Annotated in this window: 17 protein-coding genes; 11 read left to right on the top strand and 6 right to left on the bottom strand. The window is 56.1% G+C overall.

The features are described 5' to 3' along the window. The first annotated feature begins 37 nt into the window (after nt 1-37). Genes F1381_RS10880 through F1381_RS10870 form a run of 3 tightly spaced genes read left to right on the top strand, consistent with a single transcriptional unit; the run spans nt 38 to nt 2,406 of the window. Complete coding sequence (locus tag F1381_RS10880) at nt 38-736, top strand: Crp/Fnr family transcriptional regulator (protein WP_151734869.1); 699 nt, start codon at nt 38-40, stop codon at nt 734-736. Further along, a complete protein-coding gene (locus F1381_RS10875; RefSeq protein WP_151734868.1) occupies nt 729-1,556 on the top strand; it encodes a GNAT family N-acetyltransferase in 828 nt (275 codons plus the stop codon). Before F1381_RS10880 ends, F1381_RS10875 begins: the two co-directional genes overlap by 8 nt. A 16-nt stretch (nt 1,557-1,572) precedes the next feature. Next, nucleotides 1,573-2,406 carry a GNAT family N-acetyltransferase gene (locus tag F1381_RS10870; RefSeq protein ID WP_246187980.1) on the top strand — a complete coding sequence of 278 codons (834 nt, stop codon included), beginning with the start codon at nt 1,573-1,575 and terminating at the stop codon, nt 2,404-2,406. Between the two features lie 2 nt (nt 2,407-2,408). Here F1381_RS10870 and F1381_RS10865 read toward each other — a convergent pair whose 3' ends face one another. Further along, nucleotides 2,409-3,287 (bottom strand): RCC1 domain-containing protein, encoded by an 879-nt coding sequence (locus F1381_RS10865; protein WP_151734867.1) that lies wholly within the window; start codon nt 3,285-3,287, stop codon nt 2,409-2,411. 231 nt (nt 3,288-3,518) lie between these two features. Between F1381_RS10865 and F1381_RS10860 the strand changes: the two genes are divergently transcribed. From F1381_RS10860 to F1381_RS10850, 3 genes are all read left to right on the top strand, one after another. Next, nucleotides 3,519-5,225, top strand: coding sequence for a methyl-accepting chemotaxis protein (locus tag F1381_RS10860; protein WP_151734866.1), 1,707 nt, complete (start codon nt 3,519-3,521; stop codon nt 5,223-5,225). A gap of 83 nt (nt 5,226-5,308) precedes the next feature. Next, entirely contained in the window at nt 5,309-6,229 is a 921-nt protein-coding gene (gene cysK, locus F1381_RS10855) for a cysteine synthase A (RefSeq protein WP_151734865.1), read from the top strand. Nucleotides 6,230-6,251: 22 nt separating this feature from the next. Then, the gene (locus tag F1381_RS10850) at nt 6,252-7,277 is read left to right on the top strand and encodes a hypothetical protein (RefSeq protein WP_151734864.1); all 1,026 of its coding nucleotides are present in this window, start codon (nt 6,252-6,254) and stop codon (nt 7,275-7,277) included. A gap of 31 nt (nt 7,278-7,308) precedes the next feature. Here the strand turns inward: F1381_RS10850 and F1381_RS10845 are convergent, their stop codons facing one another. The 4 genes from F1381_RS10845 to F1381_RS10830 form a co-directional block, all read right to left on the bottom strand. Continuing rightward, nucleotides 7,309-7,788 (bottom strand): VanZ family protein, encoded by a 480-nt coding sequence (locus F1381_RS10845; protein ID WP_151734863.1) that lies wholly within the window; start codon nt 7,786-7,788, stop codon nt 7,309-7,311. A 65-nt stretch (nt 7,789-7,853) separates the two neighbouring features. Next, on the bottom strand, nt 7,854-8,729 hold the full coding sequence (locus tag F1381_RS10840; protein ID WP_151734862.1) for a M15 family metallopeptidase: 876 nt from the start codon (nt 8,727-8,729) through the stop codon (nt 7,854-7,856). 103 nt (nt 8,730-8,832) lie between these two features. After that, nucleotides 8,833-9,930 (bottom strand): HAMP domain-containing sensor histidine kinase, encoded by a 1,098-nt coding sequence (locus F1381_RS10835; protein WP_151734861.1) that lies wholly within the window; start codon nt 9,928-9,930, stop codon nt 8,833-8,835. Beyond that, the gene (locus tag F1381_RS10830; protein WP_151734860.1) at nt 9,923-10,618 is read right to left on the bottom strand and encodes a response regulator transcription factor; all 696 of its coding nucleotides are present in this window, start codon (nt 10,616-10,618) and stop codon (nt 9,923-9,925) included. The genes F1381_RS10835 and F1381_RS10830 overlap by 8 nt, the downstream gene beginning before the upstream one ends. A 205-nt stretch (nt 10,619-10,823) precedes the next feature. Between F1381_RS10830 and F1381_RS10825 the strand changes: the two genes are divergently transcribed. The 3 genes from F1381_RS10825 to F1381_RS10815 are packed head-to-tail and all read left to right on the top strand — an operon-like array spanning nt 10,824 to nt 13,054. Further along, on the top strand, nt 10,824-11,702 hold the full coding sequence (locus F1381_RS10825) for a sensor histidine kinase (RefSeq protein ID WP_151734859.1): 879 nt from the start codon (nt 10,824-10,826) through the stop codon (nt 11,700-11,702). Further along, nucleotides 11,699-12,391, top strand: a complete 693-nt coding sequence (locus tag F1381_RS10820) for a response regulator (protein ID WP_151734858.1) — start codon at nt 11,699-11,701, stop codon at nt 12,389-12,391. The genes F1381_RS10825 and F1381_RS10820 overlap by 4 nt, the downstream gene beginning before the upstream one ends. Then, entirely contained in the window at nt 12,392-13,054 is a 663-nt protein-coding gene (locus F1381_RS10815) for a YcnI family copper-binding membrane protein (protein WP_151734857.1), read from the top strand. It abuts the gene before it with no gap. 340 nt (nt 13,055-13,394) lie between these two features. Here F1381_RS10815 and F1381_RS10810 read toward each other — a convergent pair whose 3' ends face one another. Then, on the bottom strand, nt 13,395-13,712 hold the full coding sequence (locus tag F1381_RS10810; RefSeq protein WP_151734856.1) for a lipoprotein: 318 nt from the start codon (nt 13,710-13,712) through the stop codon (nt 13,395-13,397). Between the two features lie 546 nt (nt 13,713-14,258). On the opposite strand from F1381_RS10810, the gene F1381_RS10805 reads away from it, so the two are divergent. Further along, nucleotides 14,259-14,510: a DUF6199 family natural product biosynthesis protein gene (locus F1381_RS10805; RefSeq protein ID WP_187355290.1), complete on the top strand. Its 252-nt coding sequence runs from the start codon at nt 14,259-14,261 to the stop codon at nt 14,508-14,510. Between the two features lie 323 nt (nt 14,511-14,833). Next, entirely contained in the window at nt 14,834-15,427 is a 594-nt protein-coding gene (locus F1381_RS10800; RefSeq protein ID WP_151734854.1) for an AAA family ATPase, read from the top strand. The last annotated feature ends 56 nt before the right edge of the window (nt 15,428-15,483 follow it).

Genomic DNA, 15,483 nt, shown 5'->3' with positions numbered 1-15,483 from the left:
AAACGAATAACGAAGCATTAAGGGGAGGAATCTGACGTTGCAGCCGATAATCGACGCAAGAGCGGTACAGGAACTGGCAGAAAGGAATGGCTTGCCTGCGATGTTCAGCAGCAGTGTAATCGCGCAGATGGAGCTGCGGCGCTACGGCGACGGTGAAGCGATTTGTACGGTCGGCGAGCGGCTGGAGCATATGTTCATTCTGGTCTCGGGCAAGCTCAAGATCCATACGCTGCAGCGCAACGGCAAGTCGATGCTGGTGCGTTTTGCACGTCCGATGTATATCATCGGGGACGTGGAGCTGCTGCGGCAATATCCGGTCAAGAATGAAGTGGATTCGGTCGGCGAGAGTCTGCTCCTGATCGCAAGCCGGAAGCTGCTGCTGAAGGAAATGGAAGAGAACACGGCGCTGCTGCGCTTCATGGTCGGGGAGCTGAGCCACAAGCTGTACACGCTGGGCCAGACCTCGGCGATGAACCAGCTCTATCCGGTGGAGAACCGCTTTGCCAGCTACCTGATGTCACTCTTCGCCGATAGTGTCGGCAGCCAGCGGGTGGAGGAGATCCGCACCTCCAGTCTTACAGAAACCGCCGAGCTGCTGGGGACGAGCTACCGCCACTTGAACCGGGTGGTGCGCGCTTTGATCGAACAAGGCATAATCGAGCGGAGGAACGGACGGCTTATAGTACGGGATGAAGCCAGGCTGGCCGAGCTTGCCAACGGTAACCTGTATGAATAACCGGTCCGCCGCCTATGAGAGGAGAGGAGTGCCTGTGGCGCTTGAGTGGTACAGTTATAATGAACAAAGTTTGACTGGCGAGGGCATATATTGTCTGCGCAGCAAGCCAAAATCCCCCGGTTTTGTAGCGAAAACAGAATGGACAAGGGCAGAAATGGCCGCAGGGCTGCAATATATTCTTGCAAAAGAGGCGGGCAAACCGGCCGGCTTCATCGAATACACGCCCGGTGAGCAAGCCTGGCGGGCGGTACATGCAGACGGTTACCTTGTCATTCACTGCCTGTGGACCGGGCTGACCGGCCGGGGCATCGGCTCGGCGCTGATCGACTGCTGTGTGGAGGATGCGCGGCGCCAGGGCAAGCATGGGGTAGCGGCCGTGACGAATGCCGATACATCATGGGCGCCCGGTCCGGAGATATTCCGCAAGAACGGCTTTATCCCCGTGGATGAAGCTCCCTTAGGCTTTCAGCTGTATATGTATAAGCTTGTGGATGCGCCGGTGCCGTATTTTCCCCGGGACTGGAATGACCGGCTGCAGCGTCTGGGCGAGGGCTTGACCATCCTGCGCAGCGGACAGTGTCCTTACATCGAGGTAGCCTGTGCCAATGTGCTGGAAGCGGCGGCCGCACTGGATATTCCGGCAGAGGTGGTGCAGCTCCGCACCCGTGAGGCATTGCTCCAGCTCTCGCCCACTCCATATGGCGTGTTCAATGTAGTGTATAACGGCGAGCTGATCGCGTATCACCGGCTGACGCCAAGGTCTTTTGCCAAGAAGCTGCAGAGCCTGAAGAACGGGCACCCTGCTCATCCGCTTAGCTGAAGGAGGTTATGGCACCGTGCAATATCCAGTAGTTACCCAAGCCTTGGCCCGCCGGTTGGCGCAATCCGAAACGGACTATATGCTGTCCCGGATGGCCGCTATCCGGGAACGCGAAGGCAATCCCGAGGGCATTGAGGTGCAGACGTTTGGACAAGCAACCGCATGGTATGCCCGGACGATGCCCTGGGGAGGGTTCAATACGGTGAAAGGGCTGACTTTCGAGGATACCCGCTATGTAGATGAAATCATTGAATTCTACCGCGAGAGGGGACGGCGCGGCCAGTTTGAAATCGTGCCGTCCGGCTGCAGCGGTGAGCTGCTGAGGGCGCTGGCAGAGAGGGGATTTTACCAGAGCGCTTTTCACACGACGATGTATGGTATGCCACGGAGCCCGGAACCGGACTTTGCGGAGGGTATAACCGTCCGCGAAATCGAAGCCGGTGAATTTGCGCTGTACGGCCGGCTGCATTGCCTGGGAACCGGGCTAGATGTAAGCGGAGCGCCTCATGTCGCTGCCAACAATCAGGTGCTGTTCGGACGTCCGGGCTGGCGGATCTACCTGGGCTTTGTGGATGGAGCTCCGGCCGGTGCCGCCTCAATGTATATGCATGAGGGTGTCGCGTCCTGCACCTTCGCTGCCACTTTGCCGGAATTCCGCAGACGCGGGCTGCAGGCGGCTTTCCTGCAGAAACGGATGCACGAAGCCGCCCTGAATCACTGTGAGCTTGTAGCCGCACAATGTGCCTATGCTTCCGCGAGCCAGAAAAATATGGAAAGAGCGGGCTTTCGGATCGGCTATACCAGGGCGACCTGGAGCGAGCTGCATGACGCACACATCAAGCAAGGATGACTTTAAGCTCGATTCATTCCGCCCCATCCGCCTACGTTACATTGCCCTTCCTGATTCCGGCCCACGGCCAGCACCGTGCCGTCCGATTGTAAGCCGACAGTATGAGTGCAGCCAGCCGCAACCGCCACAATGTTGCGCCAGCCGCTGACTTCACACTGGCCATGCTCATTCCAGCCTGCAGCCGCTACTGTACCATCCGCTCGAAGCCCGATGGTATGGTGGCTCCCCGCCGCAATGGCCACAATGCCGCTCCACCCGCTGACCCCGCATTGGCCATGTTTATTCAGGCCCGAGACGAATGCCTTCCCGTCCGCTTTAAGTACGGCGGTATGCAGGTAGCCTGCCGTAACTTCCACGATATCACTCCAGCCGTCCACATTGCACTGACCATACCGGTTGTTACCGGTAACCGCTAGTGTACCGCCTGATTTAAGCCCGGCCGTATGCCAGTCCCCGGCCGCAACCGCCACAATATCGCGCCAGCTGCCTACATTGCACTGGCCCTCATTATTCTGGCCTACAGCCAGCACCGTGCCATCCAATTGAATGCCGACAGTACGCCGCCATCCCGCTGTCACCGCCACAATATCACTCCAGCCGCCGACCTCGCATTGGCCGTGCTTATTCCAGCCCGCAGCCGTCACCGTGCCGTCCGTATGAAGCCCGATAGTATGCGAGTTCCCCGTGTGGGCATTCCCGGCTGCAACCGCCACGATATCCCGCCAGCCGCTTAGATCACATTGACCGTATTTGTTATCGCCCACAGCTCTTACTGTGCCATCCGGCAATAGGGCTACGGTATGGCGGTGGCCTGCCGCTATTCTTTTTTTGGGCCAGCGTCTTATTTGTAACGCCGCTTCGTTCGCTGACATGGCATTCATGGTATCCCTCCCGGAGCTGATTCTTCCCCAGATCATAGCGATTTGAAAAGGAGATTTCAATATCAGCATGGACCGGACAGTTTTTTCAGCCAACGCTCAGTTGAAACTCAGGTCGGCTTAAGGCTAACCGGGTAGGATGAGAGCAGCGGATGGGATTGGCACCCGCAGAATACATAACGGCTATACCGGATTCATCTATGCATATTACATACGGATTTGGAGGAAGCATCTATGTTCAAAAGGACTTACAGAGGCATTCGTGCGAAGCTGCTGCTCGGCTACGTCTTGGTCATCGCCGTTTTTATCGCCGCTATTGCCGGCAATACGCTGTTTCAGGGGAAGGTCACTATGCTGACAGAGCAGGTTAACCGTAATTACAGCAAGCTCTCGCTGGTGCAGCAGCTGACGGATAAGATCCGCCAGGCGGACGGGTATGGCGCCAGATATGTGATGAGCAATACGGATGACGAACGGACCAGTTACTTGAGCTCGTATGAGGCGGTAATTCCCGAAATTACCGAAGCGGTTGCCGGACTGAAAAACGCAGGCCTCAATGAGGCCGAAAGCGGCGGCATAACCCAGCTTGAAAATGAATGGAGTAATTATCTGGCCGTTCTGGAAGACGCCTTCGCTCAGGCCAAGGAAGGGAACTTCCCCGGTGCGCAAAAAGCGTTCACGAATCTGTCGCTCGATACGATTATCGAGTCCCAATTAGTCTTTGAGAATGTGCTGGGCGAAGAGATTGCCAAGCTGCAAAAGGATGCCCAGACGCACCGCAGCACGGCTATGGCCATCAGCCTGGGGGTAACGGGGCTGTCCGTGGTGCTCGCAGTATCCATAGCATTGCTGCTTGCCGCCAGGATTACCCGGCCGCTGCACGACATGAATAAGCAGCTGCAGGAGATTGCCGACGGTGAAGCGGATCTCACCCGTAAGCTGACTGTGCGTACCAAGGACGAAATCGGTGCATTGGCTGCAAATTTCAACAAAATGACCGCTAATCTCGGCGAGCTGATCGGGCTGGTCGGCCAGTCGGCCGGCGGCCTCGCGGATGCTTCGGCCAAGCTTACGGCCGACAGCGCCAAGACTGCCGGTGCGACCGAGCAGATTGCCGGAATCATGGGAACGGTTGCCGAGGGCACGGACCGGCAGATGAACGACCTACAGCTCAATATGACGACCATGACCGAGATGTCGGCCGGTATCCGGCAGGTGGCCGTCAGCATGCAGCGGATCGCCGAGGCTTCGCAGCGTTCCGCGGACTTCGCTGTCGCGGGAGATGATTCTCTGAAGGCTGCCGACCGCCAGATGGAATCCATCACCCATTCGATCGGGACCCTGTCCCGGCAGGTGCTCGGTTTCGTGAACCGATCGCAGGATATTGGCAGCATGGTGGCCATTATTAAGGATATCGCCGCCCAGACGAATATGCTGGCGCTGAACGCCGCCATCGAAGCGGCACGGGCCGGAGAGCAGGGCCGCGGCTTCGCCGTAGTGGCCGATCAGGTGCGCAGGCTCGCGGAGCAGTCCGGGGATTCGGCAAGCCGGATTGCGCAGATGGCCGCCGAAATCCAGGCGGATGCCGATCATGCGGTGCAGGTCATGCGGGGCAGCATGGAGGAGGTGCAGAGCGGTACGCAGGTGATCTCCGCTGCCGGGCAGTCCTTCGCCGAAATTCGCTCCTCCATCGATTCGCTGGCCGGTCAGGTGGAAGAAGTATCCGGCGCCGTCGAGGAGATGACCGCGGCTACGGAAGAAATCGCATCCTCCATCCGCCACGTCACCGGAATCTCTGAGACCACGTCAGCCCATACCCGGCAGGTATCTGCTGCTTCCCGGGAGCAAATGGCTGCCGTAGAGCAGATCGCGACCTCAGCCCACTCGCTTAGCGGACTGGCCCAGGGTCTTCAGGCTCTGGTGGCCCGGTTCAATATATAGCCCTGTAGCCCTGCAATCGACAGCTTCTGCCGCAAGCGTTACAATGGTTGTTATATCAGCCATAGAAATGAAGGAGGCGGAGGATGTCATTGCGAGTGGTTAACCACATTACGGAGCTGATCGGCGATACGCCGGTGCTCCGCTTACACCGCTTGACCGGACCGCAGGACGCGGAGGTATATGTCAAGCTGGAGATGTTCAATCCGAGCGGCAGCGTCAAGGACCGCGCTGCCTACAATCTGATCCGCCAGGCGGAGCTGGCGGGTCTGCTCCGGCCCGGCGGCACGATTATTGAGCCGACGAGCGGCAATACCGGCATCGGGCTGGCGATGAACGCGGCGGCCAAGGGCTACCGGGCGATTCTGGTAATGCCGGACAATATGACCAAGGAGCGCATCAACATCCTTAGGGCATATGGCGCGGAGGTCGTGCTGACCCCGGCGGCGGAGCGGATGCCGGGAGCGATCGCCAAGGCGGTGGAGCTGGGCCGGGGCATACCCGGCAGCTTTATTCCGCAGCAGTTCGAGAACCGGGCCAATCCGGACATTCACCGGAGCACGACGGCCCCGGAGATTCTCGCGCAGATGGAGGGGCGGCTCGATGTGTTCGTCGCCACTTCCGGTACTGGCGGCACGATCACGGGGACCGGCGAAGTACTGCGGGCCGCGCTGCCGGAGCTGCGGATCGTCGTCGTAGAGCCGCAGGGCTCGCCCGTGCTTTCCGGCGGCCAGCCCGGGCCGCACAAGCTGGTCGGGACCAGCCCGGGCTTCGTGCCGGCCATTCTGAACACGGACGTCTACGATGAGATTGTCCAGGTGGCCGATGAAGCTGCGCTCGATACGGTGCGGCGTCTGGCCGCCAGCGAGGGCCTGCTGATCGGCCCGTCCGGCGGCGCCGCTGTCTGGACGGCGCTGCAGGAAGCGCGCCGCCTCGGACCCGGCAAGCGGGTGCTGTGCATCGCGCCGGATACGGGAGAGCGGTACCTGAGCATGGGGATTTTCTAAATTGTCTTGGGGAGGAGAGAGCATGCTCAGGACGCTAAGAATAGGCGCGCTGGCGGCTGCTGTCCTGCTGCTCGCAGGCTGCACGCAAGACAGCGGCGGGGGTTCCGGCGCTGACGGCGCACATGAGACGGCGGAGCAAACGCAAAGCGCAGAACAGGTGCCATCAGCTTCAGAGGCTCCATCCAGCACATCCGGCGCACCTTCAGCCCAAACCTCCGGGCAGCCGGGCACCCCGTCAGGCAACCCGGCAGCGGGCTCAACATCCGCTCCGGAGCAGACGGTTGTGATTTCCGAAGCGTTGGCCCCGGTGTTCGGCTTTGCCGATGCTGCCGGCACCCGCATTCTGGTGCCGCAGCCGGAAGAGGACCATGCAGAGGGGCTGAAGCGTCTCGACACCGCTATCGGCAGCAGCGGCCGGACGCTGTCCGTGAAGCTGGAGCAGTGGCAGCCGGGCACGGGGAACAGCAACGGCCGGGATCTGGCGCTTAATCTGGCCAATATCCCGGGTTATCTGTTCATCGTGGATGGCGGAGGAGCCGTACCTGACGACACATATGCATTAGTCGATTCCTCCGCCTTCAGCCTGGAAGCGCTGCTGCCGATCCGGCCTTCAGGTATGGACGGGGAGCGCTTGGACGCCGAGGACAGCACCGCCCGAAGCATCGCCGCAGCCAAAGGGCGTGACATTCACGCCGCCTGGAAGCTCGCTGATCTGGGGGAAGACCGCACGTTCTATCTTGTGCAGTTCGTCAGACAAGATAAGGATATGCTGTTCAGCCTGGCCCTGCAGGCAGGAGAGGACCTGATCTTCATGGATTATTCTGCGGTTATTCAGGACAATGAATATTCGGTCTGGCGGGTAGATGACGGCGGCGAAGTGCATCCGCAAATGTTCTCGCTGCTGTTCGCCGCACGGACGCCCGACGGGATCCTGCTGGCGGTGAACTGGCGGGGAGCGGAGGGGATCAACTCCTTCCTGCTGAAGCAGGAGGGGACAGTGTTCAAGGAACTGGAGGCGGGCTACAGCCGCTATACCTCACCCATCTAATGTCACTTCTGAAGAGAAACGTCCGGCGCGCTCAGGCTTCACGCGCCGGACGTTTCTTGCTGTGCTGCGGCAGCAGCCGCCATACACCATATCCCAAGAGGCCGCCCAGCGTGTTCAGCAGCAGATCATCGACATCAAAGGTGCCGATGCCCAGCAGTGCCTGGGCGCATTCCAGGACCAGACTGAGGCCTAGAGCGCGCAGCAGAATACCGGATACAGAGATGCGCCGCCCCCCGGACATTGAACCTGAGGAGAGATAATAGGTAAAGATACCAAACGGGATAAACAGAGCGATGTTGCCCGCCAGGTTCACCAGGGAGTGAACGGACAGGTCCCGGAGCGAAACGGAGATCGTAGCCAGCGGAGCGAAATTGCCCCATTGCAGCTGGCGGGCCACGTTGTCCGGACTCTGCCGGAGCTGCTCCCACAGAAACCCGGGATTGACCGAGCCAAATTTGAACAGGATGATCTTCAGCAGTATGAAAATATAGATCGCATATAAGAATTGCATTCCGGCACTCTTTAGCGTTAATGCTTGTTTCAAGGTGATGCCCCGCTTTCTCATAATTGGAGACTTTATTCTTGATTCTCCGGGAAGATGGTCACGATTACCCCGCCGACATTATCTCCCGACAGCTCGTACCGGCGGTCCGCAGGTACCGGGATCACTGTATTCCCGGATACGGCATGATACGTGATCAGATAGGCTTTTCCCCCGACCGTTGCCGCATAGGACTTGCGTTCCTTCAGAAATTCCAGATACTCTTCCAGCGTGAAGTTCTTCTCCTGCATGATTAAGCTGTGCGGCAGGCCGACATAGCGGAAATGCCAGGGCTCATAGGCAATGCCGGTGATCCCCGTCTTGTCCTGCGGATAGCGCAGAACAAAGCCGAATTCGGCGGCATGCTGCCGCAGCCAGACTCCCTCGGGGGCGCGGCTCATTTCCTGCCTTGACGAGCCGATATCCAGCGACAGGCCCAGATTGTGTTCACTGTATCCGGGAGGCAAAGCGTAATCGGAGCCTTTGTCCGCATATAGCTGCTCCTGCTCCTCCGGGCTGCGGTAGCCGCTGCTGATCAGAAATTGCGACACCCCGTCCCGCCCGGCCGCTTCCACCATCTCCACGAACCGTTCAGCCACACGCTCCGAGAGCCGGATGCTGTTGTCCAGCAGCCCGTAACCGTACAGCAGCTCCCGGTGACCGCTCAGCTGCACAACATCGCCGGTTACACCCTCCGGATGAACGGGATAATCCCGGTTGACGAGCACGAGATTTCCCCGGTATATTTGGCTCTTTCCTATGGCCAGCAGCTCATTGCTCCCGGTACCCGATGTCATCAGCGCTCCGGAATCCGCCAGCTCGCGGACCTTCCCCGCAGATCCCGCAGTGTCATGCAAAGCATCCGCAGCAAGCAGCAGCAGCAATGTAAGCCAAAAAACCCACTTCCGCATGTTAAACGTTCCCCCTTGTCTTCATGACTACAAGATACAGGGCAACATTTAAAAAGAAGTGGGGGTAAATCTAAAGTTTTTCTTAACCTATAAAAATCCAGGCTCAGGCGAGGGGCAGCCGGACTTCAAAGCAGGTGCGCAGCAGATCGCTTTCGGCAGCAATGGAGCCGCCGTGCTGCTCTACAATATTTTTGGCGATGAAGAGTCCCAGACCTGTTCCGCTCTGGCCTTCCCGGTGGGTGCGGGCCTTGTCGCCGGTGTAGAACATTTCGAATAGATGGGGCAGCTCCTCCGCAGCAATGCCGCCGCCGTAATTTACGACCCTGACCACTGCTTCGTGTTCATCTGACGTACCTGTAATATCAATGTATTGACCGTCAGCCCCGTACCGGGCCGCATTTGTCAGCAGGTTCTCGAAGACCCGGGCCAGCAGCTCGCCGTCCCCGTTCATCAGGAGCTGCGGAGGAAGCTGCAGCCTTGCAACTAGACCGCTATTCTCGAACACGGGATACAGCTCCTCGCTTAACTGGTGCAGCAGCTCACTGAGGTCAAACGGCGCTTTGCGGACAGAGACCATGCCATAGTTCATTCTGGTGATTTCGAACAGCTCATCGATCAGTTTCTCCAGCCGCCGGGATTTAGTATAAGCGATTGTCGTATAGTGTCTCGCTTGTTCCGGGGTTAAGCTTCCATCCTTCAGCACGAAGTCGAGATATCCCAGCACTGAGGTCAGCGGCGTCCGCAGATCGTGGGCGAGGTTCAATACCAGACGGTCCTTGCTGCTCTCGGCAAAATCCCCCCGTTCCACCGCCTCCCGCAGCTTTGCGGATGCGAGATTCAGCTCGCCAGCGATATCCGCGAACTCGTCGCGGGACGGGATAGTCAGCGGCTGGCCGCCGAATTCCCCGCCGGCCAGCCGGTGAATATGCTCCGAAATGCTGCGGAAATAGCCGGCATACGGCTTGGTAAACAGAAAGAAGAAGAGGATTGCCAGCGGCACGAAGATCAGCAGGAAGAAGTTGAAATCCCCGATCGTGCCGATCAGGAAGCGGATTCTCGCCAGCGGGTCCTCCACTTTGACATTTGCGTACATAGACTGCAGAATCTTATACAGTACAAAGGTAACGGCACCCGCCGCTCCCATACTCAGGACAAGCAGCAGAATCATCCGGAACCGGAAGCTGCGAAAAGGCTTAGCCATTGAATGTATAACCTACTCCCCAGATCGTCTTGATCCATTTATTCTTGTCCGGATCGTTGCCGAGCTTCTTGCGCAGGGTGCGGATGTGCACCATCACCGTATTTCCGCCCTCATAATAGGCTTCGCCCCAGACCTGGCGGAAGAGGTGCTCACTACTGAACACTTTGCCCGGATGGCTGGCCAGGAGGTAGAGGATATCGAATTCCTTGGGGGTCAGCTCCAGCGGATTTCCGTACAGCGAGGCGGCACGGCGGTCCAGGTCAACCATCAGGCCTCCCGCTTCAAGGATAGGCGCCTGATCTCCCGTCGGCTGGTTCAGCAGCCGTGAGCGGCGGAGCTGGGCATTCACCCGCGCGACGAGCTCCAGCGGATTAAACGGTTTGGTGACATAATCGTCCGCGCCGATGACAAGGCCGGTGATTTTGTCTAGATCGGAGGTCTTGGCGCTGACAAAAATAATCGGCAGCGCCCAGCGCTCCCGGATCTGCCGGGTCACCTCATGCCCGTCCAGCCCGGGCATCATAATGTCGAGCACGGCGAGGTCTATGTGGTGGTTCTGCACAGCCTGAATGGCCGCCGCCCCGTCGTAAACTTTGATGCAGCGGTACCCTTCCTGCTCCAGATGCAGCGCGAGCAGTCCGGCGATGTCCGCATCGTCGTCGGCAATCAGTATCGTAATCGGCTTCATTTATAATCGCTCCTGCTTGAAAGATGGCGTGGTTATCGTGGTAGAACAGCTATAGGAAAGTTAAGAGTAAGAGATGCTTCCAGTGTACATGATCCGGCGGTGTTTCGCGAACAGAGAGTGATTGATTTATTTTTAAAATACTTATTTTCGTAACAATATCCATGTCTCTATAGCCCGAAAGAGTCATGCCGGTCAAGCGGCGGCAATGCTATGGTTAGACTGGAGTCAGGGGGGAACGGCCACGTATACAAGAATCAAGCTGAGCATTCTGCTGCTGCCTACCGTAATGGTCGGTATTTGGGAGGTGGTGCGCCACCAGTTTCTGATGCCCTACATCTCCATGGATATGGGCAATTACTTGACGCCGCTGCTGGTGCTGGTATCCAGCATGGCGCTGCTGCTGCCGCTGTTCTCACTCCTGGAGCGGAACCAGCGGGAGCTGGAGCGCAAGCGTGCCGAAATGCTGGCACTCGAAGCCCGCGAGCAGTTGGCCGGCGAGCTGCATGACGGGATCGCCCAGTCGCTGTTCCTGTTGTCCGTGCGGATCGACAAGCTGGAGCACAGCCGCCGGAAGGGTGAAGTGACGAACGAAAGCATTGAGCAGCTCCGGCAGACGGTTCATGAAGTGAACCGGTATGTGCGCCAGGCCATCGCCAACCTGAAGCTGCCGTTATCCGGCGAGCAGAGCTTCACGCTTGCGGAGTCGGTCAAGGCGCAGCTTGCGCGGCTCGCCCGGGAGGCGATGATTGAAGCGTCGCTCGACTGGAAGCTGGACGATGCGGCGCTATCGGCCAAGGACAAGGCGGAGCTGCTGTCCTGCATCCGCGAAGCGATGATTAATGTGCGCAAGCATACGCGAGCCGACAAGGTCGCCATCAGCGGATACGGTGACGAGAGAAGCTGGAGCGTAACAGTCAGCGATAACGGGGCCGGGATCGGGCATGCCGATCCTTTTGCCGTGCAGGGCAGCTACGGCCTGCGGATTATGAGGGAACGTGCTGAGCGGATGGGCTGGAAGCTGGCTCTGACCAGCGGACCGGAAGGCACCACTGTGGAAATTGCCAAAGGAGGGGAAGCGCCATGAACCGCTGCCGGGTGTTGATCGTCGACGACTCCGCGTATGCGCGCGAGGCGATGTGTGAAATCCTGGGCATGGATGAACGCTTTGAAATGATCGGGGCCGTGGGAAGCGGAGCTGAGGCGATACTCTGGACGGAGCAGTGGATGCCCGACCTGATCCTGATCGACATTGAGATGCCGGGCATGAACGGCCTGGAGACGACGCGGCGCATCAAGCTGACCCACCCGTATGTGAGGATCGTCATCGTCACCGTATCGGATGAGGTATCCCATCTGTTCGAGGCGCTGAAGCAGGGGGCGCAGGGCTATCTGCTGAAGAATCTGGCGCCCTCGACCTGGATCGAGTATCTGCTGGCAATCGTCAGCGAGGAGGTTCCGCTCAGCCGCGAGCTGGCTTTTCAGATTCTGCAGGAGTTCGCCGTCCCGTCCCCCCGCGAGGAGCATGAGGCATTAACGGCGCGGGAGAAGGAGATACTGGGCTGTGTATCCTCCGGCGCCACGAACCGCGAGATTGCCGGCATGCTCGGAATTTCCGAGCACACGGTCAAGAACCATCTGAAGAATATCCTGCACAAGCTTCAACTGCAGAACCGTACACAGCTAACCCGCTATGCCTTGGAGCAGGGCCTTGCTCCGCGCAGCCGGGATTTTGCACCAGATGAACCTATCAGGAAGAAGAGGAGAAGACAATAAATGATGAAGATGCTTCGTAAAATTATAACCATGACCGTCCCGCTGACGGCGGCCTTCATGCTGTTCGCAGCCGTAGCCAGCGCCCATGTAACCGTTGCTCCGGCGGAATCGGCTACCGGGGCCTGGGAGACTTATACCCTGAAGGTGCCTTCGGAGAAAGATATTGCGACCGTACAGGTGGACCTGCGCATTCCCGAAGGGGCGGCGTTCAAGCAATTTGAGCCGACGCCCGGCTGGGAAGTGACAGTAGAGGGCAACAAGGTGAGCTGGAAAGCCACCGGGGAAGGCATCCTGGCCGGTCAGTTCCAGCGGTTCTACTTCACTGCCCAGAATCCGGCCGAAGCCAGCGAGATCGCCTGGGATGCCTACCAGCACTACGCTGACGGCAGCAAGGTAGAGTGGTCCGGCGAGGAAGGCTCGGAGACGCCGCATTCCGTCACTGCGATCATTGAAGCAGCCGGCGGAAGCGGGGGGCATTCCCATGGCTCGTCCGGCACAAGCGGCAGCGATACCATGACCATGGATGAGCACAACCAGATCATGGCCGAGCAGGGGGACGGCGAGTCCGCCAAGATTTCCCCGCTGGTCTACATCGCGCTGGGCATTTCGCTGCTGGCATTTCTGTTGTCCGTGGTCGGGGTGCTGAGAGGGCGGAAGGAGTAAAGGCTACGCCCTTCCCGCATTGGGGGAACGGATAATGCCCGCGCATTCGTATAGCAGTGAACTGAGACAGATAGAAACTTATATAACTGCGGTTTACTTTATCTTGATGAAAGATAGAGGGACCGCAGTTTTTTTGTATAAAGAAGTGAAGAATGGTGCAGACGCTGTTAGAGCGGCTGGGAGATAATGAGGTCAGTTTACCCGTTGAGCGGGGATATCGATGGAGTGCCGACCTAATTCCGTATTGCGACTGAACCGAAGTTACGCTGGATAGGCAGATCAGAGATGTTAATCCGTCAGCTGAACCGTTACCGTTGCACCATTCATCCCCGTTCTCTTCTTAGTCATGAGTCTGCTCGTGCGTAATCAGCTTGCCGTCCTCATCAAAAGTAAGCCTGAACAGCAGATCGTCAACCCCTAACCCGGCTCTGCCCAGATAATAGACATATTCGGTCGGATCACTCTTGATCTGCTCCGGTTCGCCGAGCAGCTCCTTCACTTCCGCTACGGTCATGCCTGTCAGCTCATGCTTCTGCAGGAGGCTGGACACCATACCGCTTCTTTCTTCCCGTTTATCGAGCCAACTCTCTTTAGTAAATTCATTGCCGCAGGCACTGAGAATGAGCAGCAGTAGGATTGCTAGAACGATTTTTTTCACAAATGGCCTCCTTCGCTGTATCGATAAGATGTTATAATCTGGATGGTGTAATTATAGCTTTATAGACCTTAGCAGAAAGGAATGGCATAGCGAGTAATTCCTTTACTAAGTCTGATCTGTCACAACAGGGTCCATTTCTAGATTAAGATCGGATGGTGACAAGTTGATTTCCTTCTATAGTTCATTTTCCTATACTGAAGAAATTATATTCACTTTTGGCTCAGGAGCTCTGTTGTTAATATTTTCTTTCTACTTCACTAGGTTTAATAAATTATTTGGTTTAAGCATAATTATTCTTGGCGTATCAACTATCGGAATGGGAATTACGCGGATACTGGAAGAGCGAGGATATTTGAATCATAAGAGTATTGCAAGCTTATCTCCTGCTATTGGATTCCTTATATTTATAATTATGTTATATTATTCAGCCAGGCAAATGGGCAAAGATAACCCTCGTTTACTGAAAATGATGAGAGTAGCCTTTATTTTGTTCCTGATTTGCTTTCTCCCTATGGTATTGATGTTAATTTATCTAAATTACTTTGATTGAAGAAGTTAGAGGAGATGACTACGATTATTGGGTTTGGCTTGCTTATCATTGGGTTCTTCTATGCCTTTTTTCCTCGCCACGTATTTTACTTGGGGACTTTTGGATTAAAAATTGAAAAAAAGAAGGTAGAAATTAAAGGGGAGGAGATTTCAAAGGGACTAGAGCTTTTTTATCGTGTATTAGGTACTATATTTATTGTTTCAGGTGTTGTGATGGTTGTTGGCCAACTGTTTGGTTCGCTGATTTAAGCAAAAAGACATTTCAGATACGCTGCTGGAAATTAATGAAATTGAGGAGCTGCTAAAGGTTGTAGAATTATCTACAAGGGAAGTTGCACTCTCCAATTTCTTCACAGAAGTTGTAGAGTTCAAGGGAACTTCGATCTTTCCTTTCCAGTGTACTGCCGTTCGGAATCAGCAAAGGGTTTAATTAACAGGTATGCAGCGGAAGTAGGACTGTATTTACGTTGATAATTGGCAAAGTATAAAAGGACATGTGTCACGTACACTCACTGCACAGATAGTAAAATCCAAACTGGTCACATGATTTTCTAAAGAATGGAGTTGCATTTATGAAACGGTTAGTGGTCATTACAGTCGGTAAAACACATAGCGGGAAAACTACGTTTGCTAAAAAATTGGAACAGCACTTAAACCATTCAGTTGTGATTGACCGGGACAACCATGCTGAATTTATTCATACATATTATAAGAGCTTGCTGCCTAAACAAGGAGTCAACACACTTAAGGACGCCATCTCTCGGACCATCATAGATTTTGCTGCTAATCAAACAAACTTCCATATCATATTATGTAACGCCAATCGCGGGCGGAAAGGCCGGTTGGATTTGCTGGAATGGTTTCGTTCAAAAGGGTTTGTAAGCATTATCGTTAACTTTGATATTCCCGATGCTATTCTTCTTTCTCGTATTGCCGACAGTCAGCGTAGCACAGCTATTCTCAGGAATGCTTCTACTTTTGAAGAAGTGCTTAGCCGGCAGTTAGCAGGTTCCCATAATGACGATGTGTTACCACCGACAAGCGACGAAGCACACCATTTACTTGTAATTAAGGACAGCAATGAAGTTCAGTCTACCATTCAGGAGATTGTGCAAATTGCCCGGAGCTTGGCAAATGACCAAACGCTAATGAACCCATACCTATGAAAGCGCCGTAGTTATAACTGTGCTTATGATTCTATGGAAATGGAGTGAAGAAGATG

The sequence above is a fragment of the Paenibacillus tengchongensis genome, assembly GCF_008973665.1.
In the GTDB taxonomy this organism is placed as follows: domain Bacteria; phylum Bacillota; class Bacilli; order Paenibacillales; family Paenibacillaceae; genus Paenibacillus_AQ; species Paenibacillus_AQ tengchongensis.
Note: the sequence above shows the minus strand (reverse complement) of the source record. Positions and strands in the feature narration are given on the sequence as shown.